The sequence below is a fragment of the Paenibacillus sp. FSL R10-2788 genome (genome assembly GCF_038003885.1).
Classification (GTDB): domain Bacteria; phylum Bacillota; class Bacilli; order Paenibacillales; family Paenibacillaceae; genus Paenibacillus_AQ; species Paenibacillus_AQ odorifer.
The window spans coordinates 1,922,192-1,947,042 of sequence record NZ_JBBOQA010000001.1 but is presented as its reverse complement, the minus strand read 5'-3'; the positions used below and the strand labels follow the sequence as shown (position 1 = coordinate 1,947,042).

At 42.9% G+C, this 24,851-nt stretch carries 19 protein-coding genes and 2 pseudogenes; 10 read left to right on the top strand and 11 right to left on the bottom strand.

Going from position 1 to position 24,851, the window contains the following annotated elements; translation table 11 throughout:
- Positions 1-42 precede the first annotated feature (42 nt).
- The 4 genes from NSQ50_RS08425 to NSQ50_RS08410 form a co-directional block, all read right to left on the bottom strand.
- Positions 43-744 carry an ABC transporter permease gene (locus tag NSQ50_RS08425; RefSeq protein WP_249267707.1) on the bottom strand — a complete coding sequence of 234 codons (702 nt, stop codon included), beginning with the start codon at positions 742-744 and terminating at the stop codon, positions 43-45.
- Entirely contained in the window at positions 728-1,648 is a 921-nt protein-coding gene (locus NSQ50_RS08420; protein ID WP_036684408.1) for an ABC transporter ATP-binding protein, read from the bottom strand. Before NSQ50_RS08420 ends, NSQ50_RS08425 begins: the two co-directional genes overlap by 17 nt.
- Positions 1,649-1,765: 117 nt before the next feature.
- Complete coding sequence (locus NSQ50_RS08415; protein WP_076101635.1) at positions 1,766-2,701, bottom strand: sensor histidine kinase; 936 nt, start codon at positions 2,699-2,701, stop codon at positions 1,766-1,768.
- The gene (locus NSQ50_RS08410; RefSeq protein ID WP_036684414.1) at positions 2,701-3,417 is read right to left on the bottom strand and encodes a response regulator transcription factor; all 717 of its coding nucleotides are present in this window, start codon (positions 3,415-3,417) and stop codon (positions 2,701-2,703) included. The genes NSQ50_RS08415 and NSQ50_RS08410 overlap by 1 nt, the downstream gene beginning before the upstream one ends.
- Before the next feature lie 146 nt (positions 3,418-3,563).
- On the opposite strand from NSQ50_RS08410, the gene NSQ50_RS08405 reads away from it, so the two are divergent.
- The 3 genes and pseudogenes from NSQ50_RS08405 to NSQ50_RS08395 all read left to right on the top strand — a co-directional run.
- Positions 3,564-4,535, top strand: coding sequence for a phosphodiester glycosidase family protein (locus tag NSQ50_RS08405; RefSeq protein WP_143760511.1), 972 nt, complete (start codon positions 3,564-3,566; stop codon positions 4,533-4,535).
- A complete protein-coding gene (locus NSQ50_RS08400; protein WP_076224111.1) occupies positions 4,532-5,545 on the top strand; it encodes a bifunctional glycosyltransferase family 2/GtrA family protein in 1,014 nt (337 codons plus the stop codon). The genes NSQ50_RS08405 and NSQ50_RS08400 overlap by 4 nt, the downstream gene beginning before the upstream one ends.
- Before the next feature lie 641 nt (positions 5,546-6,186).
- Positions 6,187-7,011: pseudogene (locus tag NSQ50_RS08395) on the top strand (SpoVR family protein); the annotation flags it as partial.
- 63 nt (positions 7,012-7,074) lie between these two features.
- On the opposite strand, the gene NSQ50_RS08390 reads toward NSQ50_RS08395, so the two are convergent.
- The gene (locus NSQ50_RS08390; RefSeq protein WP_340949344.1) at positions 7,075-7,374 is read right to left on the bottom strand and encodes a Uma2 family endonuclease; all 300 of its coding nucleotides are present in this window, start codon (positions 7,372-7,374) and stop codon (positions 7,075-7,077) included.
- A 479-nt stretch (positions 7,375-7,853) separates the two neighbouring features.
- Here NSQ50_RS08390 and NSQ50_RS08385 point away from each other — a divergent pair, with 479 nt between their 5' ends.
- Positions 7,854-9,284 (top strand): SpoVR family protein, encoded by a 1,431-nt coding sequence (locus tag NSQ50_RS08385; protein ID WP_340949343.1) that lies wholly within the window; start codon positions 7,854-7,856, stop codon positions 9,282-9,284.
- A gap of 208 nt (positions 9,285-9,492) precedes the next feature.
- Here the strand turns inward: NSQ50_RS08385 and NSQ50_RS08375 are convergent, their stop codons facing one another.
- From NSQ50_RS08375 to NSQ50_RS08360, 4 genes are all read right to left on the bottom strand, one after another.
- Complete coding sequence (locus tag NSQ50_RS08375; protein ID WP_340949342.1) at positions 9,493-10,986, bottom strand: restriction endonuclease subunit S; 1,494 nt, start codon at positions 10,984-10,986, stop codon at positions 9,493-9,495.
- Positions 10,979-12,466, bottom strand: coding sequence for a class I SAM-dependent DNA methyltransferase (locus NSQ50_RS08370; protein WP_340949341.1), 1,488 nt, complete (start codon positions 12,464-12,466; stop codon positions 10,979-10,981). Before NSQ50_RS08370 ends, NSQ50_RS08375 begins: the two co-directional genes overlap by 8 nt.
- The gene (gene hsdR, locus NSQ50_RS08365; RefSeq protein WP_340949339.1) at positions 12,467-15,715 is read right to left on the bottom strand and encodes a type I restriction-modification system endonuclease; all 3,249 of its coding nucleotides are present in this window, start codon (positions 15,713-15,715) and stop codon (positions 12,467-12,469) included.
- 198 nt (positions 15,716-15,913) lie between these two features.
- The gene (locus NSQ50_RS08360) at positions 15,914-18,001 is read right to left on the bottom strand and encodes a DUF262 and DUF1524 domain-containing protein (RefSeq protein ID WP_340949338.1); all 2,088 of its coding nucleotides are present in this window, start codon (positions 17,999-18,001) and stop codon (positions 15,914-15,916) included.
- 299 nt (positions 18,002-18,300) lie between these two features.
- On the opposite strand from NSQ50_RS08360, the gene NSQ50_RS08355 reads away from it, so the two are divergent.
- On the top strand, positions 18,301-19,200 hold the full coding sequence (locus NSQ50_RS08355) for a hypothetical protein (protein ID WP_340949337.1): 900 nt from the start codon (positions 18,301-18,303) through the stop codon (positions 19,198-19,200).
- A gap of 62 nt (positions 19,201-19,262) precedes the next feature.
- On the opposite strand, the gene NSQ50_RS08350 is transcribed toward NSQ50_RS08355, so the two are convergent.
- On the bottom strand, positions 19,263-20,741 hold the full coding sequence (locus NSQ50_RS08350; RefSeq protein WP_340949336.1) for a recombinase family protein: 1,479 nt from the start codon (positions 20,739-20,741) through the stop codon (positions 19,263-19,265).
- A 166-nt stretch (positions 20,742-20,907) separates the two neighbouring features.
- Here NSQ50_RS08350 and NSQ50_RS08345 point away from each other — a divergent pair, with 166 nt between their 5' ends.
- The gene (locus NSQ50_RS08345) at positions 20,908-21,090 is read left to right on the top strand and encodes a hypothetical protein (protein ID WP_340949335.1); all 183 of its coding nucleotides are present in this window, start codon (positions 20,908-20,910) and stop codon (positions 21,088-21,090) included.
- A 116-nt stretch (positions 21,091-21,206) separates the two neighbouring features.
- On the opposite strand, the gene NSQ50_RS08340 is transcribed toward NSQ50_RS08345, so the two are convergent.
- Positions 21,207-21,551 (bottom strand): helix-turn-helix domain-containing protein, encoded by a 345-nt coding sequence (locus NSQ50_RS08340; protein ID WP_340949334.1) that lies wholly within the window; start codon positions 21,549-21,551, stop codon positions 21,207-21,209.
- Between the two features lie 33 nt (positions 21,552-21,584).
- Between NSQ50_RS08340 and NSQ50_RS08335 the strand changes: the two genes are divergently transcribed.
- The 4 genes and pseudogenes from NSQ50_RS08335 to NSQ50_RS08320 all read left to right on the top strand — a co-directional run bounded on the left by NSQ50_RS08335 (position 21,585) and on the right by NSQ50_RS08320 (position 24,763).
- Positions 21,585-21,743, top strand: a complete 159-nt coding sequence (locus NSQ50_RS08335; RefSeq protein ID WP_340949333.1) for a hypothetical protein — start codon at positions 21,585-21,587, stop codon at positions 21,741-21,743.
- Between the two features lie 7 nt (positions 21,744-21,750).
- The gene (locus tag NSQ50_RS08330) at positions 21,751-23,202 is read left to right on the top strand and encodes a recombinase family protein (protein WP_340949331.1); all 1,452 of its coding nucleotides are present in this window, start codon (positions 21,751-21,753) and stop codon (positions 23,200-23,202) included.
- Positions 23,186-23,644 (top strand): annotated as a pseudogene (locus tag NSQ50_RS08325) (recombinase family protein); the annotation flags it as partial. The gene NSQ50_RS08330 and the pseudogene NSQ50_RS08325, both read left to right, overlap by 17 nt.
- Positions 23,642-24,763, top strand: coding sequence for a recombinase family protein (locus tag NSQ50_RS08320; RefSeq protein ID WP_445670438.1), 1,122 nt, complete (start codon positions 23,642-23,644; stop codon positions 24,761-24,763). The pseudogene NSQ50_RS08325 and the gene NSQ50_RS08320, both read left to right, overlap by 3 nt.
- Positions 24,764-24,851 lie beyond the last annotated feature (88 nt).

The following is a 24,851-nucleotide window of genomic DNA, read 5'->3' as shown; positions in this document are numbered from 1 at the left end:
AGGGTTATAAAAGGGTTATAAAAGGGGGGAATTCCGAATCTATTAGGCGATATCTTTATGTTCAATGTTGCGAATGGCCATATAGGCAATGGCTGCTCCTAGCAAACCAAGTGAGATCGACACCGCCGCTAAATTACCTAAACGCGCTTGATCAAATCCCCCAGAAATTAGGGAGGTAACTAACACAGCTGAGACGATGGTGGCCGGGACTGATTTCTTCTTCATCCCAAAGTACAATGGAATTAGAGCGATACCCGCGGCATAAAATGCGTTTGCGCCTAACTTAATCAGCTCTGATGTGATTACATGAAGGGTCAGTTCACCCGGAATTAGCCCTGCAAAGGAATTGAATCCTATTAGGATAGCGCCGACTACAATGTCTGCCACGATAATGGCAACAAATGTGAAGGCGAACACTATCAATATTTTCGCAGTCATTAGCTTTTTACGTGAGATAGGATACATGAAGAGAAGAGTAATGGTGTTGTTCTTATACTCATCAATCACCAGCTTGCTAATAATAACCGAAGCGAAAATAATATAAGCAGCCTTTACAAAAACGAACACACCCTCAAACAACTCTGCATAAGAAGCAAACGACGGTTCGCTCTCATTTTGATCAACGAATAAAACCATAATCATAAAAGCAAGAATCGCAAGATTAACGATTGCAGCACCTGTAAGAAGCGTTTTTAGCTTATTCTTCCGAATCTCCAAAGATATTAATTTAAGCAATGCTTTCACCCCCAATCAATTGCAGAAAATGATCTTCCAGCGTATGTTGTTTTTTGCTGATACTCTCAATTTCCACATCTGCTAGCACTAACGCCTTATTCAGATCACGCTGTGAGATTCCATCGTCATATATTCTTACTGTAATATGGTCCAGCACTTTGAAATTATTAAGCCCAAGCTTATGCTCCAACACATACACTGCTTTATTAATCTCGTTCGTAACCACTTCGATATATTCAGTATTTTGGCCACGAATGGAATCCATCGCCACTTCTTCTACCAGAGCACCCTGCCGGATCACACCGATCGTATCAGCAATCTGCTCTATTTCCCCCAGAATATGACTAGATACAAGTAACGTCATTCCATATTCACGGCTAAGCATCCGGAACACTTCACGCATCTCCTTGATTCCCACAGGATCTAACCCGTTAATCGGCTCATCCAAAATGAGCAGCTCAGGTTTCGTCATGAAGGCTCTGGCAATACCCAGTCGTTGCTTCATCCCAAGTGAAAATTGCTTCACCGGCTTTTTATCGACACCTGTGAGCTTTACGAGCTCCAGCGCTTCACCAATCGCTTGCGGATCATAATAGCCCATGTACTCTCCGTGCAAAATCAGATTTTCCTTGGCTGTCAATTTATCATAAAACACGGGATATTCAATGATGCAGCCCATCCGCTTCAGCATTTCGTAAGAATGTTCAGTCATTTTTTCATTAAAAAATTCAATTTCTCCACTCGTAGGTTTAACGAGGTTCGTGACCATTTTCATCACGGTAGTTTTGCCAGCACCATTAGGTCCAAGAAACCCGTAAATTTCACCTTGCTTAATATTCATATTCACATTGCTTACGACTTCTTTACCTTGATAGGTTTTCGTTAAATTTCTTGTCCGAAGTATTGTAGTCAATTCCGCGCTCCCCTTTGTTTTCGTCTCGTCTTCCTTAGTTCTTATTGTACACAGCAGAATTTTCTTTTTTATTACTCGTTTCTTACGAAAATCTTAAGCTGCGCACAATTCTATTCCTTAGAAGCGTAATCTGCGAAAAGTAAGGGTAAACACCGTTCTCACATACGGCTGACTAACCAGTGTAATCGTTCCATTCATTTGCTCCGTTAATCTTTTTGTGATCGTCAGACCTAGACCGCTGCCTTGATAAGCCCGGTTTCTTGAATCCTCCAGCGTATACAGACGCTCAAATACTTTATCTTGGTGTACTTCACTAATGCCCTTTCCCCGGTCCCACACCTCTATGTATACTTTGTTCTCATCACTATAGAGCTTTAATCCTAATACGCCCCCCGCGTCGCCATAAGAAATTGCGTTCGACAACAGATTGGACAATATTCGATCAAGAGCCTCTTCATTTCCCATGAAGTAAACAGCCCCATCCGGAATCTCAATCTCCACCTCACTGCCCTTAGCACTGAGGATATCATAGAAAGAAAGGATGTTGCGTCTGCATACTTCACCTGCCTCAACTCGTGAAAGAGCAACTTCCCGATCTCCTGATTCCAGCTTGGACAAATCAAAAAACTTGTTCATCAGCTGGATCACTTCATTGGCTTTTTGATGAATCATCTTCATCATCCGTTCCCGTTCCTCAGCCGGCAAATGCTCATCCTGCTGAATGGTCTCAATATAACCAAGCACAACCGTTAGCGGAGTCTTAAGATCATGAGAAATATTAGACAGCATATTACGCATGGATTTCTCCAGCCTCACACGCTCAATGCTTCCTTTATGATTGATATCCAGCAGCCGGTTCAGGTCAATCAGCACGTTTTGCAGCTCCAAATTACCGCTGAACAGCAGCAATCTTTCATGTGAGCCTTCTTCCATAATGCTGCTTAACTTGTCATGCATATATCGCAAATCATTAGAAGCTTTACGCGAATTCTGATATTGCCACACAATGACGGCCAGTAAGAGCACAATGACAATACCTAGCACCGCAATCATTATAGCTGTTCTCCCAGCTTATACCCGATGCCCCATAACGTCTTAATGTATTCGGGATGGGAGGGGTCGTCTTCTATTTTTTCACGCAATCTTCTCATATGTACATTAATGACGTTCTCATCCCCGAAATAATCATCCTCCCATACGCTCGCATAAATCTGCGCTTTGGTAAATACTCGGCCCGGATGTGTCACAAACAGCTTAAGAATATGAAATTCCTTCGACGTTAGCTTTACTTCTTCCCCATTCTTCAACGCAGAGAAGTTATCTAAATCTACAGTCAATCGACCAATGGAGATCATTTGCTTCACCGGAGCTTGATCTTCCACTTGGATACTGGGAGATGCATAACCTGCACGACGGATCGCTGCCTTCACCCTAGCCGCTAGCTCAATCATAGAAAAGGGCTTCGTAATATAATCATCTGCCCCAAAGCCTAACCCAAGCGCTTTATCTACATCACTGTCTTTGGCGGACATGATCAACACTGGAACCAGACTCCCCGCACGGATAGTCTGAAGAATGTCAGTCCCGCTTCGCTTCGGCAGCATAAGGTCTAACAGCACAAGATCAAATGGACCCCCGGTCCGAAATGTTCTCTCCGCTACTTCACCGTCAAATACAGCTTCAATCTCATAACCTTCTTTTACCAAATAAGACCTGACCATTTCACTGATTGCTTCGTCGTCCTCAATCAGCAGCACACGCTGTGGCATGTCCAAACCTCCCCGTAGTCGAAAACCTCTTCGTTAAATTATACCAATTTCCCGGAGCGCTTACTATTTCAGTTTTTATTTCAGTTTCGTTAAAGGTAGCCCAGGTATGATGGCCTTAACAACTTACAAAAAGAGGTGATGCTTCAATGTTGAACAAGAGCAGTAAACAAGCCTGGAGCTTCAAACGAAAACTGCTGATCGTGATGATCATTGTCCTCCTGCTTCTCGGCACAGTGATATATAGTCTGGCAGATCGTTACTTAATCGAACATGTCGAAGTCGTGGTTGCGGATGATGCAGCTACAACTAGCAGCTCAGGAGCTACAGCCGTTACAGCTGCCGAAGTTAATGCAACCTCTGATGACTGGAATTACTCCAGCGATGATATTCAGATCCAGCTCGATCAAGTGCAGACAGGGTCCGGTTCAGACCAGATCACCTATTTTGTCGCTGATGTCGTCCTCAAGGAAGCGAACAGCCTGCGCACTGCCTTTGCCGACAACAGCTTTGGAACAAACATCACTGAAGATACCTCGGACATTGCTTCCGCCAACAATGCGATATTTGCCATCAACGGGGATTACTATGGCTTCCGCAATGACGGAGTGATTATCCGTAACGGCACGGTGTATCGTGATGATCCTGTGCGGGATGCAATGGCGCTGTTCGATGATGGGACAATGCAAACCTATAACGAGGAAGAGATTTCTTCCTCTGAACTGCTGGCGCAAGGGGCCACCGATACCCTTTCCTTTGGTCCGATTCTGATTCAGGACGGGGAGATTGCCAGTGATTTCAGCAATGTCAAAATCGATACCAACTTCGGCAACCATTCCATCCAGAATGCGAATCCCCGCACCGCAGTTGGTATGATCGCACCAAACCATTATGTGTTTGTCGTAGTTGACGGGCGCAATGAAGGGTACAGCCGTGGGATGACCCTTACTGAGCTAGCCGATGTAATGTCCGACCTTGGCGCCACAGAAGCCTACAATCTGGACGGCGGTGGTTCATCCACTATGTACTTCATGGGACGGGTCGTAAATAATCCGCAGGGCAAAAACAAGGAGCGGGGCGTCAGCGACATTCTTTATATCAAGGAGGGTGCAACATCATGACTATACTGATCCCAGCCTATGAGCCAGATGAACGACTGCTCGATTTGATTTTACAGCTGCATAATTTCCAGCTTGAACCTATTGTTCTTGTGGATGACGGCAGCGGCCCGCACTACCGTGGAATCTTCGATATGGCAGAAGCATTCGGCTGCACTGTCCTAACCCATGAAGTCAACCTCGGAAAAGGACGTGCTCTGAAGACAGGGTTCAAGTATATTCAGGAGGCTGGTCTGCCGGATTATGTAGTCTGCGCGGATAGCGACGGCCAACATCTGCCTTATGATATTAACCGAATCGTTGAATCTCTGCGGAACCAGACTACCCCGGGAATCGTACTCGGCAGCCGCCGGTTCACCGGAACCATTCCTCTGCGCAGCCGCTTCGGCAACTCGGTAACCCGGACGGTGTTTTCCTTAACTACAGGCACTAAGATTTATGATACACAGACTGGCCTGCGGGGCTACCCTCTATCAATGCTTGATTGGCTATGCCAGATTCCCGGTGAACGGTTTGAATATGAAATGAACATGCTGCTGACCGCCCATAAAGAGGGGTACACCATTACGGAAGAGTACATCGATACCGTCTATCTGGACGATAATAAATCATCCCATTTCCGGCCTCTGATGGACTCCTTCCGGATATACCTGCCGATACTAATGTTCAGCACTTCTTCGCTGCTGTCTGCCCTGCTCGACTTCACACTCTTATTCCTGTTCCAGAGTCTCAGCCATAACCTATTCCTGTCCGTCGCGGCCGCGAGATTGTGCAGTTCTGTCTTCAACTATTCTATGAATCGAAAATATGTCTTCACGGGCAGCAAACGCTCCAAGATTCAGGCGTCGCTTCCCAAATATTTTGCGCTAGTGATCCTCGTGTTGTTGTTCAACTATGGGCTACTCTATTTCTATAATGAAAAGCTGATTATTCCGCTTGTCGCCGCCAAGCTACTGACCGAGGCTTCAATCTTCTTATTCAGCTATTGGGCGCAACGGAGGTTTGTGTATTGAGGGTTTGTGTACTGAGGGTTTATGAACTCTGGGGAAGGTTACGTTCTCTCGACCGCCTATGCTTGTTTGGTAAGCTATCGGGAATTTGTGAAGCACTAATTGGACGTTTGTGGGGTATTTTTCGAACACTTATGGAATACTTTTCGAACACTTATGGAGCTTCTATCGGGCATCTATGGAACTGTTTCTCGAACACATATGGAGCATCTATTGGGCACCTATTGGGCGCCTATCGGACACAGATGACACTAATCGCAGTATTATTCCACTTTTGGTATGCTAACGGACCCCATAGCCGCTATTGGCAAGAAAGACACCACATATGAGCCTCTTTCTGTGGGATAGCGTCTGTGGGGTCCGAAACCCTGTTCAAAAGGCTGGAAATTTGCAAATAACGTCATCTGAGTCCGAATTCACCGAGAAGGATACCGTTGATAGAATTCGCATACAAAAAAGCTAGTGCTTCCTTCCAATAATGTATACAAAATCACATTATCTTTGCTCAGAAATTCAGAACGTCATACACTCATCTACTCTCCCATATATATAAATGGAACAGTCCCGGACGTTGTCGCGGAACCTTTGCAGCCTTGTCAGAATAGGTTGCAGCATAAGCCCAAGCTGGAGGGAGAGAAAGATTCATGCCAAGCGAAGAAATTAATGCGCTAGAGCGGGCAATTGCCGAGATTACGGAAATAGCCACTGGCTTCGGTTTAGATTTTTATCCCATGCGTTATGAAATATGCCCCGCAGATATCATTTATACATTCGGCGCTTATGGAATGCCTACACGATTTGGACACTGGAGTTTTGGAAAAACCTTTCATAAAATGAAATCCCAATACGATTTCGGACTGAGCAAAATATACGAGCTCGTTATTAACTCCAACCCTTGTTATGCCTTCCTGCTGGATGGAAATTCACTGATTCAGAATAAGCTGATTGTTGCCCACGTGCTAGCGCACTGTGATTTTTTCAAAAATAATATGCGTTTCTCCATGTCCAACCGAGATATGGTCGAGAGTATGTCAGCTACAGCAGATCGGATTGCCGGTTATTCTGTAACCTACGGAACTGATGCTGTGGAGAGCTTCATCGATTCAGTGCTGGCTATCCAGGAGCATATAGACCCCAGTCTGATCCAACCACGCAAGCTGGGCAAAACTCACCTGCTGGAAGCTAAGATGAAGGAGCTCAAAGATGCCCCTCCAGGTGGCTCGAAATCATCCAATCCTTATGACGAATTATGGAATCTAGATAAAAGCACTACCGGTCCGCAGGAAGCACCCTCTGGAAATCGTGCTTTCCCCCCAGAGCCAGAAAAAGATATGGTCTGGTTCATTCAGCAATATTCCACTGTTTTGGAGGATTGGCAACGTGACATTATGACGATGCTCCATGATGAAATGCTCTACTTCTGGCCACAGATGGAAACAAAGATCATGAACGAAGGCTGGGCTTCGTATCTCCAAGGTGCTTAAGTTTTGGAGCAGAAAAAACCGATTCCCGTGGGAATCGGCTTTATCGTATTAGGCTTCCAAGTTAAACAGCTTGCTCAGCGATATCTGAAAATCCTTAAACACGTTCGACCGCACGCTATCTTGCTCCGTATATAAGTCGCGCACCTGATACACGCCATCCTGCAGCGCATATACATGAACCGAGCGATTGCCGGGATCGATGATCCAATATTCCTGGACGCCATATTTCTGATAAAGGTTGAACTTCTCATTGAAGTCTTTCAGCGTCGTAGAAGGCGACAGTACCCCTATAATCATCGTTGGAGCGCCTTGACAGCCATTCTTGGAGATTTGATTCTTGGAACACACTACCGGTCCGGCTGCGTCACATGATCAGGCGTATCATATTGATCGCTCTCACTGAAAAACACGTCGAACGGAGCGACAAACACATAGCAGCTCCTATTCTGCAATTGCGTTCGCAGAGCGAAATGCAGCTCTCATACAACAAACTGGTGAAGGGCTGTAGGAGTCGGCGACATGTTATATGCCTTTCCGTTAATTAACTCCCACACGCCATCCTATGACAACCAATCTTGATACGTATGTTGCTTCTTTTCATCCGGATTCGACACTTGGATCTACCTCCTTCGGAATATTTACCTGTTACCCCTTATCTATAACTCATTTTTGTTTAATCTGTTTGATAATTTCGTCTCTTGTCCTACCTGCAACCTCTTTCGATGGACTTGTGAAAATCTGGGTGCATGTACTTGAGTTATAACATAAATCGCTGCGAAATCTGAGTGTGCAGTTCTTACATTCACTAATGACTGGAGGAATTCATTATGCCATCTACAGACATGAAAGCTTTGGAATATGCCATAGATGAAATTACCGAGATTGCAACGGGATTTGGACTTGATTTCTACCCGATGCGGTACGAAATTTGCCCATCCGACATTATTTATACCTTTGGAGCGTATGGAATGCCTACCCGCTTCAGCCATTGGAGCTTTGGTAAGACATTCAACAAGATGAAGATGCAATACGATTTCGGTCTCAGCAAAATTTACGAGCTTGTCATTAACTCCAATCCCTGCTTTGCCTTCCTGCTCGACAGCAACTCCCTTGTCCAAAACAAGCTGATCGTCGCTCACGTTCTCGCTCACTGCGACTTCTTCAAGAACAATGCCCGCTTCTCCAAAACAAATCGTAACATGGTCGAGAGCATGAGCGCAACGGCGGAACGCATCCGCGAGTACGAATTGATCCATGGAACGCTAGCCATTGAACAATTCATCGATGCCGTCCTTACCATCCAGGAACATGTGGATCCCTCCATCGTGAAGCCTTATCGGATGTCCAAGGACGTTTATATTTCTTCCATGCAAAAGCGTTCACCGGTAGCAAAGACAACTCCGCTCTCGTCGCCTTATGACGATCTGTGGTCACTGGAGAAAGTGGATTCGCAAGAGGATCAAGAAAAGCCCGTATCCTTCCCTCCACAACCGGAAAAGGATATCCTATGGTTTATTGAGGAGTATTCCTCCATCCTGGAGCCATGGCAGCGAGATATCTTAACGATGCTACGCGATGAGATGCTGTACTTCTGGGCACAAATCGAGACGAAAATTATGAATGAAGGTTGGGCGAGCTTCTTCCATCAACGGATTATGCGAGAGCTGGATTTAACTTCTGAGGAAACCGTTGAATATGCTACGCTGAACTCCTCTGTCGTGCAGCCATCAAGGCAATCGTTAAACCCATACTACCTGGGGCTTAAAATATTCGAGAACATCGAGAAACGCTGGGATAACCCTACCGCAGAAGAAAGAGAACGGTTCGGGCGAGTGCCTGGACGCGGCATAGAAAAGATGTTTGAGGTCCGTGAGAACGATGCGGACATCTCCTTTATCCGCAATTACTTGACCAAAGATCTGGTGAAGGACCTTGACTTATATGTTTTCGAGAAGAAAGGTCCAGAGTGGAAAGTTACCGATAAATCTTGGGAGAACATTCGCGACCAACTCGCATACGCACGTGTAAATGGCGGGTTCCCATACCTCGTTGTTAAGAATGGCGATTACTTAAACAATGGAGAGCTTTACTTATTTCATCAGTTCGAGAGTGTTGAACTGGACTTGAAATATGTGGAGTGGACGTTACCTTATGTTTATCAGCTATGGGGAAAAACGGTTTACTTGGAGACGGTTGTGGAGGATAAATCGTTGTTGTTTATGTATGATGGAAAGAAGGTCAGTCGTAAATTTTTATAATCAATTTATTAAGGAGCAGGTCATAACCTGCTCCTTAAATTATAGACCAGAGTGGAAATCACGGATAAATCATGGGAGAACGTCCGCGATCAGCTCGCCTATTCGCGGGTGAACGGTTACTTCCCGTACTTGGTTGTCAAAGACGGCGACTATCAGAGAAATTGTGAGCTTTACTTGCAACATCAGTATGAGGGCATTCACTAAATGTCTATTGTCCTCTATAATTTAATCCTACTTCATTTTCTATTAATAAATCGATCGCTTTTACTTCAGCATGATCATATGTTCCAAGTTCACCTTTGAAAGCTTTGTTTAGAATAGACTCTTTAATACACTCGATACGTTCTAACGTAATTATGCAATTTTGTTTTACTTTGTCCAATACTTCATAAACTTTTCTCACTTTACTTACAATGATCTTTTGTTCACTAAGAGGAGCTAGTCTTAAGGGAGCCTGATTTAAGGCAGCTTGAGTTAATTTTCTACGACCCGTTGAACCCGAAGTTAATGGAATAAAATTATAGTAACTCAAACATATATTAAGGTACTCAACATCTATGCCTCCAAGAGGTCTAAGAACATGAGCATGATTATTAACCCATGATTTTCCTCTAACAATATAACTGAATGGCTTTTCTCGCCCTGTAAAAGTTTCATCTTCTACAACCAATACAATATCATCATTAAAAATGTAATCATTAATAGTATCGACTTGTCCGTTAGCCCCATAGTATGGAATATCCCCTGGACGATTCTCTCGCTCTGATTTACTAACTGGTTTTCGAAATCTATCTAAACATTCTGTTAAATCTAAAATCCTAGTCATACACCAATTCTTAGGAAGGCTGCTGTCTTCATGACTAATGTAAGGAATGAAATCTGGTTCTGATTTGTTTTTTCGGGGTGAACTTGTTGCTTTTATTGTTAACTCTACGTTCGATAAATAATCATCCTGTCTTCTTTTTTGGATTTCCATAACTAAATCAAACGCGCTTTCATTTATTTGATTAGTTCTTCTCCATTCCTCAGTTAATTTACCAAGATATGCGTTAACAATTACTGATTTCCTATTCAAATCAATATTCTCCATAGTTTGGACAACTAACTCTTTAGCCTGCTCTAGTTTATACAAAAGTCGTTCGACTTTGTCAGCAATTCGTTTTTGTTCGTTTAGTGGTGGGAGTGGGATTGGAATTAATTCAAAATCTGAATTTCGAACAGAAGGTGAATTATCACCTTTAGTATGCTTATTTAAATAAGCAGTAGCTACCGGACCACGTAAATAATTGTACAGAAATTTTGGTGCGAATGAACCATTCGTACGGCACACATAGAATGCAGTAGAAGCCACTGCGAGTTGATTATTTTCTTCAATCAAAGCAATGTTTTTTAAATAAGGTCTAACTAGCGAAATAATAACGTCGTCCTGATTAATACCACGTTTTGCACGGCTAGGAGCCTCAGAAATCAGAGTTTCTTTATACTCTCTTACCCTTTGGTTTTTATTATCGATTGACTCAACATCTACATAGTGAAATACTTCTCCTTGAAGCTTAATTGGATCACGTAATTCCATCTTTTCAACTATCTCAATAAGTTTAACCCAAGCCCAATTCCCCGGCACCTCATATGGCTGCTCCTCTATCGGCACCAAAGCCTCTTGCAACAGCTCTTCCTGCGACTTCGCAATTTTCTTACTCATTGCCGTATACCCCTGAAGCTTCTGCGACCTTTGCCAGTGCTGGTTTGCTTTCCTCATAGCTATGCGACTTAGTTTCGATCGTTTTCAATTCAGCAACAACCTCACCAAGCAGCGCGAGTGCTTCCTCCAGCTTCGCCATAGCTTCTTCCGCCGAGTCGATCGGGTCAGGCAGGTTGTCATAAGCAGACAGAGACTCGTCGGCGATCAAGCCGATATCGAGGCTGTCATCCTTCTTACGTATGTCCTCACGTGTGAACACGTTCCAGCGCTCATCTTCCACCTTTGTACGATCTTCCGCCGTATAAGCAACCACAAACGTGTCAAAATGCCCCATAGTCAGCGGGTTGCGCTTGCCAAAGCTTGTCATGTTCGTCCGTAGATCGTATACCCATACGTCCTTTGTACTGTCCTTATCCGTCTTCTCACGCGTGAAGAATAAGACATTCGTCTTAACGCCTTGCGCGTAGAAAATGCCCGTCGGCAGACGCAAAATAGTGTGCAAATTACACTTGTCCATCAAGTCGGCACGGATTTTCGTACCAACACCGCTCTCGAACAGTACGTTGTCCGGCAGTACAACTGCGGCACGTGCTTTACCGTTTGCTTTCAGGGCACGATAAATATGCTGAAGGAAGTTCAGCTGTTTGTTCGTTGTTGCGAACGTCAGATCGTCACGAGTCGGTCGCTCGCCGCCCTGTTTCGTGCCGAATGGCGGATTCGTCAGGATGACGTCGAAGTTCTTAAGGTTGGTTCCATCATCAGACAGCGTATCGCCCAGTATGATCTCACTATGAATATCATGAAGCATGGCATTCATCATCGCGAGTCGATGCGTATCTTTGACCAGCTCAACGCCGGTGAATGCTTGGTGCTTCTGGAACTCAGCTTCCTTTTCACCCAGGTCGAAATAATCGTCTGTATTGCTGCGCACATAGCGATCGGCTGCAATCATAAAGCCAAACGTACCTGCAGCAGGGTCGTTACAACGCTCACCCGGCTTTGGATCAACTAGCTTGGTAATGACATCAATAAGCGGACGAGGCGTAAAATATTGCCCTGCTCCCGACTTCGTCTCGCTGGCGTTCTTCTCCAGCAGTCCCTCGTACAGGTCGCCGAGACCTTCTTCTTTCGCACTATACCAGTCGAGCTGATCGATGGACGTAATAATTTTCTCTAGGTTCATCGGCTGATTAATACTAGAAGTTGCATTCATATAGATCTGTTTGATCGTTTCATTACCTAGAATACCAAGATCAAGGAGTAGCTGGCGATAATGCGTCTGTAAAGCCACACCATGACGCTCCGTCAGCGAATCCCAGCGGTATTGCTCCGGCAGAATGCCTTCGTTGTCGGTTTCCTTCATCATCTTGAGGAACAGTACATACGTCAGTTCCGTCACATATTGATGATACGTGATGCCATCATCACGCAGTACGTTACACAAATTCCAAAGCTTTTGTACAATATCCTGATTACCCATTTATGCAAGATCCCTCTTTCGTGGTGTATATAGTGCTTTATTAATTGTCGTTACAATTGTCTCCATTTCGCCGTCGAAAATCTTGTTCAATTGCTTGTAGCCGCCTTTGCTCTTGAAAGGCTCAACTTCAAATGCTTTCTCCGGGTTCGGATCCAGCACCGATTCCTGCAGCAGCTGCTTCTCGATTCGCTTCAGCCAATCCTTCTGGACCTTTGACCAGACTTTCATATCATATATCTTTTTCATAGCATTGGATATACGCTCTTCATGGCTAATTAATGGATCGCCGAGCGCTTGCTGACGAATGAAGCTGATAATATCCGCCGCTATATCTTCATTCTTCGCATCCCGCCATGCCGCCTGTAGCGTTTTCTCCGAGTAGCCTTGCTGATCTAGCGCTACGCGAAGCCTGCGCAGTTCGTCGCGAGTCAGATCATTCGGACGCGTGCAAATAATCGTTAGGGCTGGAATAAGGTTTAAATTCTCTTTTATGAAGGAATGGAACCCTTCTAAATAATCCTCAGGTTTCTGGGCATTGCCATAACCTCGCGTGGTCGAGATCAGCTTATCCTCATGCTCAGAAATATAAATCCGATGTGACCTTCCACGATTCTCATCAATAAATCCGATAAGTGTTTTCTTTGCCTGTAGGTCAGCACCTGCCTGAAGGGCACTCATGTTCTTCAGATCAGCGATAAATTGCTCGATACTCATTCCGCCGGACAGCGCCTTAAAGTCCTCTTGAACCTTAGCCGTCCAAGTACGCTTCTTGCGTTGTATCTTCGCAATGATCTCTTCCTTGTGTTGTTTTCCCTGTTCTTCACTCTCAAACTGAGCAAGCTCTTCTGTGAGTACATCCAGTGTTACAGTAGGTTTGGTCACGACCGGCTTCATATCCGTATACGGCTTCAAGCTCTCGTAAATCCCCACTGCGTCATAGATCATAAAATGGTCTTTCTCAATCTCATCACAACGTCTAGTTGCTCTTCCAAGCATCTGCTCGTACAAAATCCTTGAACGAACACGGCGAAGAAATACCAGATTGGTGATGCTCGGAATATCAATACCTGTGGTCAACAGATCGACTGTAACTACAATACTAGGCATCCGCTCATTTTTAAACAGCTTTATCGCATGAAGCGGATCTTTGATCGAACCGGTGATTTTCAGAACCGCATTGTCATCAACAGCGCCGTAGACCTTTTCAAGCTCTTCTTTAAAAATCCGAACAACCATATCCGCATGATCATCCGTTGCCGCGAAGATGAGAGTCTTCCCTTCCGATTCAGGATCGATATACTTTGTGAGCTCTTCCAGTATAACTCGGTTAAAATTCTCCGTAATAACGGTTTTATTGAATTGAGTGACTTCAAGGTTAATCTCGTCCTGTAGCATTTCCTTATCAATATTACCGGAAGAGACATCATACACCCCAACCTCTTCTCCTACCTGCCACTTAATCCCGTGTTTCTTCAGTTGAGTTTCGAATTGCATTGGCGGTTCATGATCAATCAAATAACCGTCGATGACAGCTTCTCGGTACGAATAATTGTATACCGGGCGCCCGAATATCTCGACCGTATGTAAGGCTGGTGTAGCTGTCAATCCAATCCGTACCGCATCGAAATAGTCCAATACCTTGCGATACTTGCTTACATAATCCTCATGGTCTCGAAACTCTAATTCAAGCTCGGACATTTCTTTATCCAGCGTATAGCCACGATGGGCTTCATCTACGATAATGCAGTCATATTGATCAACCGAAGGGATATCCGAATCATCTGATTCGCTGTAAAATAAACGTTTGACCATTCCCTGTACGGTTGCGATCTGGACTTTGGTCTCTTGATTGGGCTTCTTGTCATCCAATGTGTGAAGCTCGAAAATCTCAGTAAATGAATGATAGCTCTCCAACTTGGAATCCTTGAAAGCCGCCTCAGCTTGACGACCAAGTGCTGAACGATCGACGAGGAAGAGAATACGCTTGAATCGATTATGTTTAATTAGACGGTATATAAGACCGATCGCCATTCTCGTTTTCCCAGTACCTGTCGCCATCGCGAGCAGCATATTACGCTCTCCGGTTTCAATTGCATGTTCAACGGACAAGATGGCATCTTCTTGATACAGACGCAGCTTGAGATAATCCAATGTCTCATCCTTCAGAGCTTTGCTGGCTTCCTCCATATCCTGCTGTAACAAACTCTTCAAACCCTGCGGTGAGTACCAGGCTTGTAATGGACGTGGATGATTCGTTGACTTACGTGCGTCAAGGAACCATATACCTGACATATGCTTGAGCTGTTCCAGGTATGGACGCCCATTCGTGGAAAACAAGAATGGAACCTGGTAGTTTCCCCATGGTCCATGAATAATCTCATCGTCGTGACGAATAACCTGCATGGCATATTTTTTCGCCTGCGCGATATCAGCCTCGACGTTCCGGCTGATCCGTTTAGCTTCAATAATTCCAACTAACTCTAATCCGCAAAATAGCGCATAGTCCGCAAAACCAGACTTGAGCGCCCATTCTGCTATTGCGAGATTTCGTCCCTTCTCTGGACGAGCCCCAAGACCAAAACGAAGAGTCTGTGAATCAGCTTCCCAGCCGGCTTGACGCAGCTTCTCATCGATAATGAGCCTTGTCTCGGCTTCTGTTAGCGAAAAGGCGCTGCTTGCCTGCTTGGATTTTGTATGACGTTTCTTCTTATCTTCATTCGTAACGTTTGTCTGCTGCTCGCGCAGTGTTGTAAGTTCCTGCTGCAGTTGCTCCATTTTCGCTTCATAGGACTGTGCAAGCTGATCTAATTGATTCTGATTGCTTGCATTATCCTGCTGAATAGGTTCTATGTAATCTGACGATATGAAATCCCAATCGCCGTACACTTGCATGAACCACACGCTGAGACGGAACGCTAGCTGCGTCAGCGCTTGCGCTTCACGAGTCGAACCATAACCTGCTTCATGATTTGCTTTATTTCCTATTTTGCGAAGCGTATGAAGCATATCTGCAATCTCTTCGGTCAGCAGATCATCCCGCTTTAACTGAGACAGCCGGTCAACCTGCGTTAAGTCTTTCGTTTCATCCATTTCTTCCAATGCACATATATATTTAGTTAACGTTTCGCCGAACATACGGAGCTTAATCAAAGATGTATTCGGATCAATAAAGAGATTACGTTCTGCCATCTCGCCAAGATCGGATAATATGTTCCAGCGACTCTCAAGAAATTCAAAATTCCCAGCCATCTATTGCCGCACCTCCAAAAACGAACATTTAGTTCTATAGTAACAGTATAATAGGATTAATTCGACTTTCCACCTCAAATAACCTTCAAATTTGGAAACTCGTGCGACATTTTGGTTATTGAATTAGCCTTTCCAATTTTAAAAAAGATAGACTGCTCATTACAGTCTATCTCTCTTCGATTGTTTCAAATATGCTATTCATTCATCGTCTTGTTGCTTCGAAAAAGCTTGTTTAATCAAGCTCATAATATATTCGATTTCATCATGCGAAGATAATCCAACCTCTACATCGCCATTTCCCCATCTACCAACGTTAGATACGTCCCTGCAAAATCCCTTGGGATCAATAATTTCGTTAAATGGCATATTGAGACTTAAACAGAGCCGACTTCTTTGCGGAACTATGTCTACAAAGTTTGTTACAGCTTTATAGGCTATATAGAGCTTTTTGAATTCCTCCCTTACCGTACTATCGAGGTTGCATATCCTCTTTCTGAGTTCATCGAACAAGGATAGCATTTCCCCTTGAAGATAATCAGCATGATCCTTAATACTATAAGCATGGTCCTGAGTGACTTCTGAGTTATTGTATTTAGACAACACATCATCGGTCAGACTAGGAAACCCCCACACAGAAGCAGCTTGGTCAGCAAGTGTCTTTGCTCGAATTTTTATTTGTTCCTCATTCCATGTATCTAGTTTAGCTAATGCCCGGTTGAGACGAAGGGGGCTATCCGCAAACCCGCCTTCTAAGTCACGTTTTGTTAAAAACGACTTAAAACTCAGTTCCGAATTGTAACGAGTTAAAGTCAGATTACCTAATGTATGTAGATATATCTTTTGCACTTCTTCCCAATTCAGACCTAAATCTTGTCTCCAATCTTCGGATAAATCCTTCTTTTGTGGCATGATATGTTCTATTGTGTAACTTTCAATATTTACTACCTCTTTGCGATTATTATTTTCAAGTTTTCTAAGCAAATAATTTCGATTTCTAAAGTTGTAAATGTCCTTAACCATAATTTCACGAATGAACTCTCCATCATTCGGATATCGTTTATAAGAATCTTTATTAATAAATGCTGCTTGAGCACTTTCCAAATAATTAGTTTTATCAATTTCCTTTGTTAAATTGGAAAACGTTTTATTCAATGAGTTTGTTGGAACTCCACAAATGGCACGTCTGAAAACATAAGATTCAACCAATTTTAAAATCGCAACAAATTCTTCTTTCAATAAATTTCCGTTCTCAAAATCATCATAAACCTCCAACAAAAATGGGTAGGATACGTCCACTTTTAATGTGTTTATATCTGAAAATATTTGATTAATATCTACGTCGGCTTCTTTTTCGAAAGCTAATTTAACAAAGTATTTGGAGTAGCAGTAAATATCCTTAACGATTTGTTCAATAGATATGTCCTTCAAGCTATATGAATAACTTTTAAAGCTAGAATATACATCATTAATGTTAGGTATTCTTCCTGTTTTTACTGTTAAGTAATCACGCATGAAACGGTCAAATACATTAGAATCGTTAAGATTACCGAAACTCTTCTCCATCGGATACCAGTATGACCGATACAGATGATCCTGCGCTTTCGGTTCTAATCCCATTAATACATAGTTGCGAATCAAATCCGCTTGAGACAAATCAAGACCCGTCGAGTTCAAACTTTCAAAAATCAGTTGAGGATTGTCATGATCCCGATCCAAAGAAATATCTACGACAATTAACTTCGATAACCCTCTATATAATTCATTCAGATCAGTATCTGACTTTCTCAGATTTTCAAGAAAGTAATTGTAGTTTTCAAAAACTCGTTGTGAATACTCTTCGGGTATTTCCTTGTCAAGAACGAGACGAATTAACGTTTCGTTATCACTTTGTGTTAACAGCAGCTTATGGTAGGCGTCGCCTTCTTCTTCGCTGTTAACCAGATAGTAATTCATAATTTTCTTTCTAGTTATTTCATGACGCTCTTCTCGCTCCTCAATTGCTTTTCCGAGCGCCAAGAGCAACAAATTCAGGGTCGTCATCCTCTGCTGACCATCAATCACGAGTAATTGCGGAACTGAAGAAATCTGATATAACCCCTTTTCGATATACACAATAGATCCCACAAAGTGCCCTTTTATTTGATCATCAGAAGATGCTCGGACAATATCATTCCATAATTGTTTGCATTGATGGATAGTCCAACTATACTTCCGTTGATAAATAGGAATAATGAATTGCTTCGTACCTTGTAGAAATTTAAGGAAATTTGTCTCTGAAGCTTTCAATGTGTTGCCCCCTCAATCCATTATTTTCAAAAGTATCTACTCCAACGTTTCTGTTATATCAGTTACACGATTTTTGAATTACCTAATTACTCTCATTTCTAGTCGTTAAGTCTAGTTCAATAGTAACAGATTAATAGTTTCAATTCGACAACCTGTACTTAATAACCTTCATATTTGGAAACTCCAAGCGTATACATATGACGAGGGAAATTAACTGCAAAGTTAACTTCAAAAACCGGTTAACCCAAATGAACTCATGAGTTATTTAGTTAACCAATCCAAGGAGATGTAATCATCCTATGGCAGATGTAACATTCGGAGTAAAAGTCACACCTGAACTGAAGCTGAAAATCGAACAATTCATCAAAGATTCAGACTTTGATACGCACAAGGAATGGTTCCAGCATCTGCTCTCCAACTATGACTTATACCAATTGAGACATCAGGACGGTACAAAACGATATGCACACGACCTGGAATATATCGAACAGAACCTTACACGCATCCAGGAGACAATCGTTCAGATGATGAAGAAGTCAGCGAATGAGGTGATACATCTAGAAGCTGAATTGGCGAAAGCATCAGACGATATACAGCAGCAACTACAGCAAAGCGAGCAATTCCGCAAGAATTTGGAATCTCAATTAATTGAAACGCAAGAGCAAACAAATCAGCATAAGAAAAATCTGACGGAGTTACAGAAGCAAAGCAACGTTCTCGACGAACTATGCACAACATTGAAGAAATCCTTGCATGAAAAAGAAACAGAAATCGAAAGGATGAATCATGAACGCACTCAATGGCTATCTTCCGATTATCCCTCCACAATCCAGCGACTAGCCGAAGATAACCAAGCCCTCAAGCAACAATGCCAAATGCAGCAGCATCAGATCGATCTATTGCGAATGGAATATGAGAAAAAACTAGAAGTTGAACAATTAAAATCGGATTTTGCCAAGAAAGAAGCCGAGTTGCTCCTATTGTCCCAGCGCAAATTACGCAAAGAAGATCCTGATGACCCACCCCGTAAAAGAGGACGTCCAAGAAAAGACGAACCTATACTGTCTGTCAGGGGGCAACAACAATTATTTACTGATGTTTATGATGACGCAGAAGATGGGCAGAATCAGGAATACGATCTACCTGATGACGCTGAGGGTTTGTATGAAATGCTCGGGGATGAACCTCCTCAAAAGTAAAAGAAATAAACATAACCCCCGTCCATATCCGGCGGGGGCATTCTTAATGATATTGTATAGCTTTATAGCGGTTGTAATTTAATTTCAATATCCTCATCCCCGTGAACGATCACATGCTGTATCAACGTTTGAATAATGCCTTTCGCTTGTTCGGCTGGTAGCAAATTTATAGCGCTAATGATATTGTTTACTTTTTCGTTTAACTCTTTCTGAACCTGACCCAAATCTACCGATTCGACTTCCCCATGATCCATCTTCTCAAGCCCCGATAAAATCTGATCTAATCTTGCCTTCTCCTCATTTAAATCGTCCAGCTCAATTAAGCCAGAAGTATAGGCTTCTATTTTCCGCTTATACCGCGCTTTAGCAGTGTTTGCCTTTTGCTCAAGTTGATCCCTATCTGACTTTACAGCCGCTTCCTTCGCCATGATCATCAAAATACCGGAAGTATCTCCAATGATCTGTAGCAATCCATTTTTAAACCATTCCTCAACCAAATCGGCACGATATTGCTTACTCGTACAAGTGCCTTTATTCTTATTCGCTGAACAACGATAAACACGATATCGTTTACTAGGAGAACCTGAGAAGCCAATACTCATACCCGATCCACAATTCCCACATCTTAGCATACCGCCCAACAGGTGCGGACTTGTCTGGGCTCTTGGAGCCATAGATGTTTGTCCCATTCGTCTTTGCACACTTTCCCATATTGGCTTCTCAATAATGACTGGTAGACAATCTTCCACGTTCACCCACTCCGATTCATCCTTGTCTTTACGCTTTGATTTGCTCGAATCTATCCGATTCCAGACCAATGTACCTTTATAAGCGGGATTCGTTAACATCAACTTAATTGCTCGAATGGACCACTCTTTCCTCTGTCTGGATGGAATGCCTTCCTCATTTAATCTTTTTGCAATGGAATAAAAACCGAGCCCTTCATTCAGGTACAAATCGTACACCCGCCTTACTATATCTGCTTCCTTATCATTAATAACTAAGGACTTGTCCAATAGGTCATACCCATACGGACTTTGCGTTAACCATTTTCCAGTAGTGGCGGCGTGAAACATATTTTCAAACACACGTTCACGAATACGCTCCCGTTCAAACTCAGCAACTGCTCCCAAAACCTGTAGCGTAAGACGACCAGATGGTGTGTTAGTATCAAAAGATTCGCTAATGGATACAAAAGAAACCTCGCAATTTTGAAACATGTCAATTAGATTCAGTAAATCTAACAATCGTCTACTCATCCGATCGAGCTTGGTGACCATGATACGAGATACGTTTCCGCTCTTTACTGCCTGCAGCAACCTTTTTAACTCCGGTCGATCCAAGTTCTTAGCTGAATAACCGTCATCGATGAAAAGCTGAACCTGCTCCGTCCAGCCCATTGCGCGGCAATAAGCCTTTAATCGTTCCTGCTGTTCATCCAGTGAGACGCCCTCTCTTGCTTGCTCATCGGTAGAAACCCGGCAATACAAAGCCACAGAACGGATATCATATACTTCATTTTTCCGTTGTTTTCGGCTCATGACTTCCCCCCTTGTCCATACCTATGCCTGTCCTCTTCTATATATGCTATTCCATAGGGTTGTCCCTGCGACCTTGCAGCATAGATTAGATCGAGGTGATGTTATGGGACAACTCAAAGTCCGTTTTACAATTGAACATCAAGACGAACAGAAAAGTTTCACATTAATGTCCGACTTGCAAGAGCACTCATTTTCAGAACTTCTATTGAATCGCCTCAATGATTTTGAAATCCGTCTAAAACGTGCAGCGGCAGACATTTGGCTACAACAGAAGCTGGGTAGAGATCACCCTTCAAACTACCAAATAACGATGGCGCAGAATAATCCAACCTCAGACATTACCGACTAAACGCCAAAAGCCTAACTCCATCTACAGGGGTTAGGCTTTCCTTATCGTAGTCCGTTTATTCACCATAATAAACAGACATTTATGATTATGAATACTTTTCCAAAGTTTGGGGGAGCTTAATGGATGTCGGATGATCCCGTTGTGAATAGCTCCACTCCTTGTTCCACCATCGTCATCAAGTAATCAGTAGCTATCGGATTAGTGCGATGCAAGTCCAACAGCAATTCACCTATACGCTCTGCACGCCACACTGTATGATCGTTCTGGGCAACATCCTCGTTAATGATCATATGTAGTTCTTGATTCAGCTTACTCAATACTTCCAGCTGGATGGTCTGTGTCTTTCCCGTTTCCAGATTGCTTAAGTACGCGGGTGAAACCCCTATCTCTTTAGCAAACTCGTTCAGACCGAACCCCTTCTGCTGTCTAATCCGCCTTAACTGTTGTCCGAAATTGCTCATTTTCTTTATCACCACCTTAGGAGGAATAACACCTTGAACCACAAAAAAACTCGTACCACGGAGCTTCAAATTTCGTCCATTAGTCATATTCATGACCCACTTGCCGCTCGCAAATGGATGGAACTATACGTCACTCTGCTAAAGAAGCAGCTTATCACCGAACATGTTGACCAATGCCCTGGAGAGGAGTGAATACCCATTGAAAACGGTATTGTACGCTCGATCTTCCATTAAATCGCAGGAGCACTCTATTGATATGCAAAAGGCTCTTGCGCTAGAGAAAGTCAAAGCGAAGGGCTTATTATTCGACGATCTATATCTCGATGAAGCTGTATCGGCAAGAAAAACCGAAATTCACGAACGTCCTGAGTTAAGCCGTTTGGTTCATGACATCGAAAACGATCTAGTTTCAACGCTTTATGTTTATAAACGTGATCGTTTAGCCAGAAATGTGGTGCAGTCAATGGAGTTATTTGAGTTGCTTCGCTCCAAACAAATCAAGGTTGTATTCACCGCCGATAATGAAATACCGATCCAATACTCGCCAGCCGGAGAATTCTTCGAACTAATCATTGCCGGCTTCAATCAGCGTGAAGCCAATCAGATCGTCCAACGCATCAAAGAAACAAAATATACGATGACAAAACAAGGGAAACATGCTCAAGGTCGAGTCGCTTATGGTTATGTGGTTGATAAGGAAAAGAACTATGATCAACATCCGGATCAGGCTAAGACGATCTACAAACTGTATGATGCAATCATTAAGACCAAATGTAATACATTCTCGGACTTTGTTCGAGATATACAGCAACATGATTGTTTTCCTGCCAAATGGGATTACAATCGAATCCAAAGTTTGATTGGAAACACCATTTATAAGGGCATTCGAAAAATCGAGGAATTTGGTGAGTATGTTGAGATTGAGAATGAAAGGCTTCGTATCGTTGACGAATTAACTTGGAGTAAGGCACAGGAACGGATGAATAATCTTATCCAAACTCGCTCTCGAAATACTAGTCGAATCCCTATGACTCTCGACGATCTGTTATTTTGCGGCAAGTGCAACACAGCCATGTTTGGCAAAGAAAAAACGGATGTAAGTACAAGGAAATATTATACTTGCAAGAAGCATAATTACATCCGTCTCGCTCCTGATCTGCTAGAAGAAATGATTCTAGAGGAATGTGCAAAATTCATTACAGGGCAGTTTCAAACCTACTTTCCTGAACTGTACCAGCTCACACACGGAAACCTGATTCAGTTTTACAAAGACTCCATTGCTGAGAGCCAAGAGGCGATTCAATTATACAAACAGAAGCTCTATGAAGATACCGCATTATGGCTGCAGTCCCCAACACCCGATTTACAGGATAAGCTATTCTACCTACACAATTGCATCCGTCGGGAAGAGGAAATGCAACATTATTATCCCCTTGAACTTAATCAACTGCAGAAACAATTCCATCTAATAAAGGAACTCCAACAATCAGTTGATTTAATAACCGAGGTTCTCTCCTATAAAGACAGTGAAAGAGAAGAGTTCATCCGGGACATTGTCTATCGAATCGAGATTGACACGCCCTCACTTTATATCCAATTTCGAGACCCGTTTAAAGGAAAGGCTGTGATTGTACATGTTGGCGTTAGCTGATCTCATAAAGCCTGGGATGAGGGGCGCATTCTATGGGCGTCATTCAACAGATAAACAAACAATGGAAACTCAACGGTCCATGGCTTATGAATTTGCCAAGAAATATGGATGCATGATTACATGTGAGTACGAAGATGCCGGCGTGTCCGCTAGAAAATAGAAGTTAGATGACCGTGATGGAATCTCCCTTCTTCTTAAAGAAGCGATCGACGGCAAATTTGATTTCGTATTAATTAATCATCATGACCGTATTGCAAGAAATCCGACGGAACATCAGAAGATTCGAATGATTTTAGCCGGTTGCAATATTCCTGTTGTTATTAGCAGTTCAGAGAGCTTGTATGACTCTGGGGATTTTATTGTTGATCTGATCAAGGATGGGACTTCCAAAATGGAAGTCGATAATACTCGAATTCGTACCCGAGATACCGCTAAGAGTATTTTAATTAAAGGAAAATGGACTGGCGGTAAAGCCCCTTTTGGTTATCGCTATGACAAAGTAAACAAATCCTTTTCTCAATGCGGAGAAGAATTAACAATTGTACGACGTGTGTATGAGTTGTACCGCAAACGAGAGGGTTTCCAATCCATTTCCCGTTTGATCAGCCATGAATTCGGTAAAACCATTAATAAGGCAACTGTACGCTGGATTATAACGAACCCTTTTTACGCTGGTTACATGTCTCACCATCGCAAATCTGAACACTCAAGAAATTCAATTACTCCAATCGAAAACTGGTTGATGATAAAAAGTGACTTAATCGAGCCGATTATGAGCTTGGATGAATGGAAAGAAACCTGGGCGATCTTCGAGCAGAGAAAGACTGGAAATCTCAACCCGAAAATGTACAAAACGAGCTTCTTTCTAAGCAATCTGCTGTATTGTTCAGGCTGTAAAGGTATTTTGACTGGTAAAGACCAAACAACATTTGATAAGAAACGATGCAAACTCTACGGGAAAAAATGGTATTTCTGCCCTGCTTGCAAATACAAAATCGAGCTAGATCGGATTCATACAGTCATTGATGTTGTGTTGAAGGATTTGAAGTCTCAAAATCTAGAAACCGTTAGTTTGGATGTATATAACGAGCTATTGAAAGAGCGTCAGCTCGTTACTGATCGGTTGAGTAAGACCACGGTCGAGTTAAATGGAGCAGAACATCAACTACAAATGGCAGAAGATCAATCCAAACGCCTTGCGTCATTAGTGAAAGACCTTGAAACCATCGACGACAACACCAAGATGGTTCAAATCCTTACTTTGCAGAAAGAACACCTGTCTAACCGGATCAAAAAACTTAAAACTGAAATTAATCAGTTAGACAAGAGCGCTCAGTACCTCGAACTTATTGAGGGAAATGAAGATGAAATTACGCGTAATATCAAGTCCATGAGTATCATGACTAATCACGACAATGATAATGATATCCGAAAAATGATTACCTATCTGGTTGTGCAAGCTACATTTACTCCCAAAACCATTGATAGCAAGAAAATTGTGACTCATGGCGAAATAGCTATCCAAACAAGAAGTAGCCTTGTAAGAACGACCATAAGTTAACCGACTGTCTTAACTAAGACGGTCGGTTTTTTAGTTATCTAGGTTTTATCATCTGAATGTGGACGAGTTCTCGGTTATTTGGTCAGCT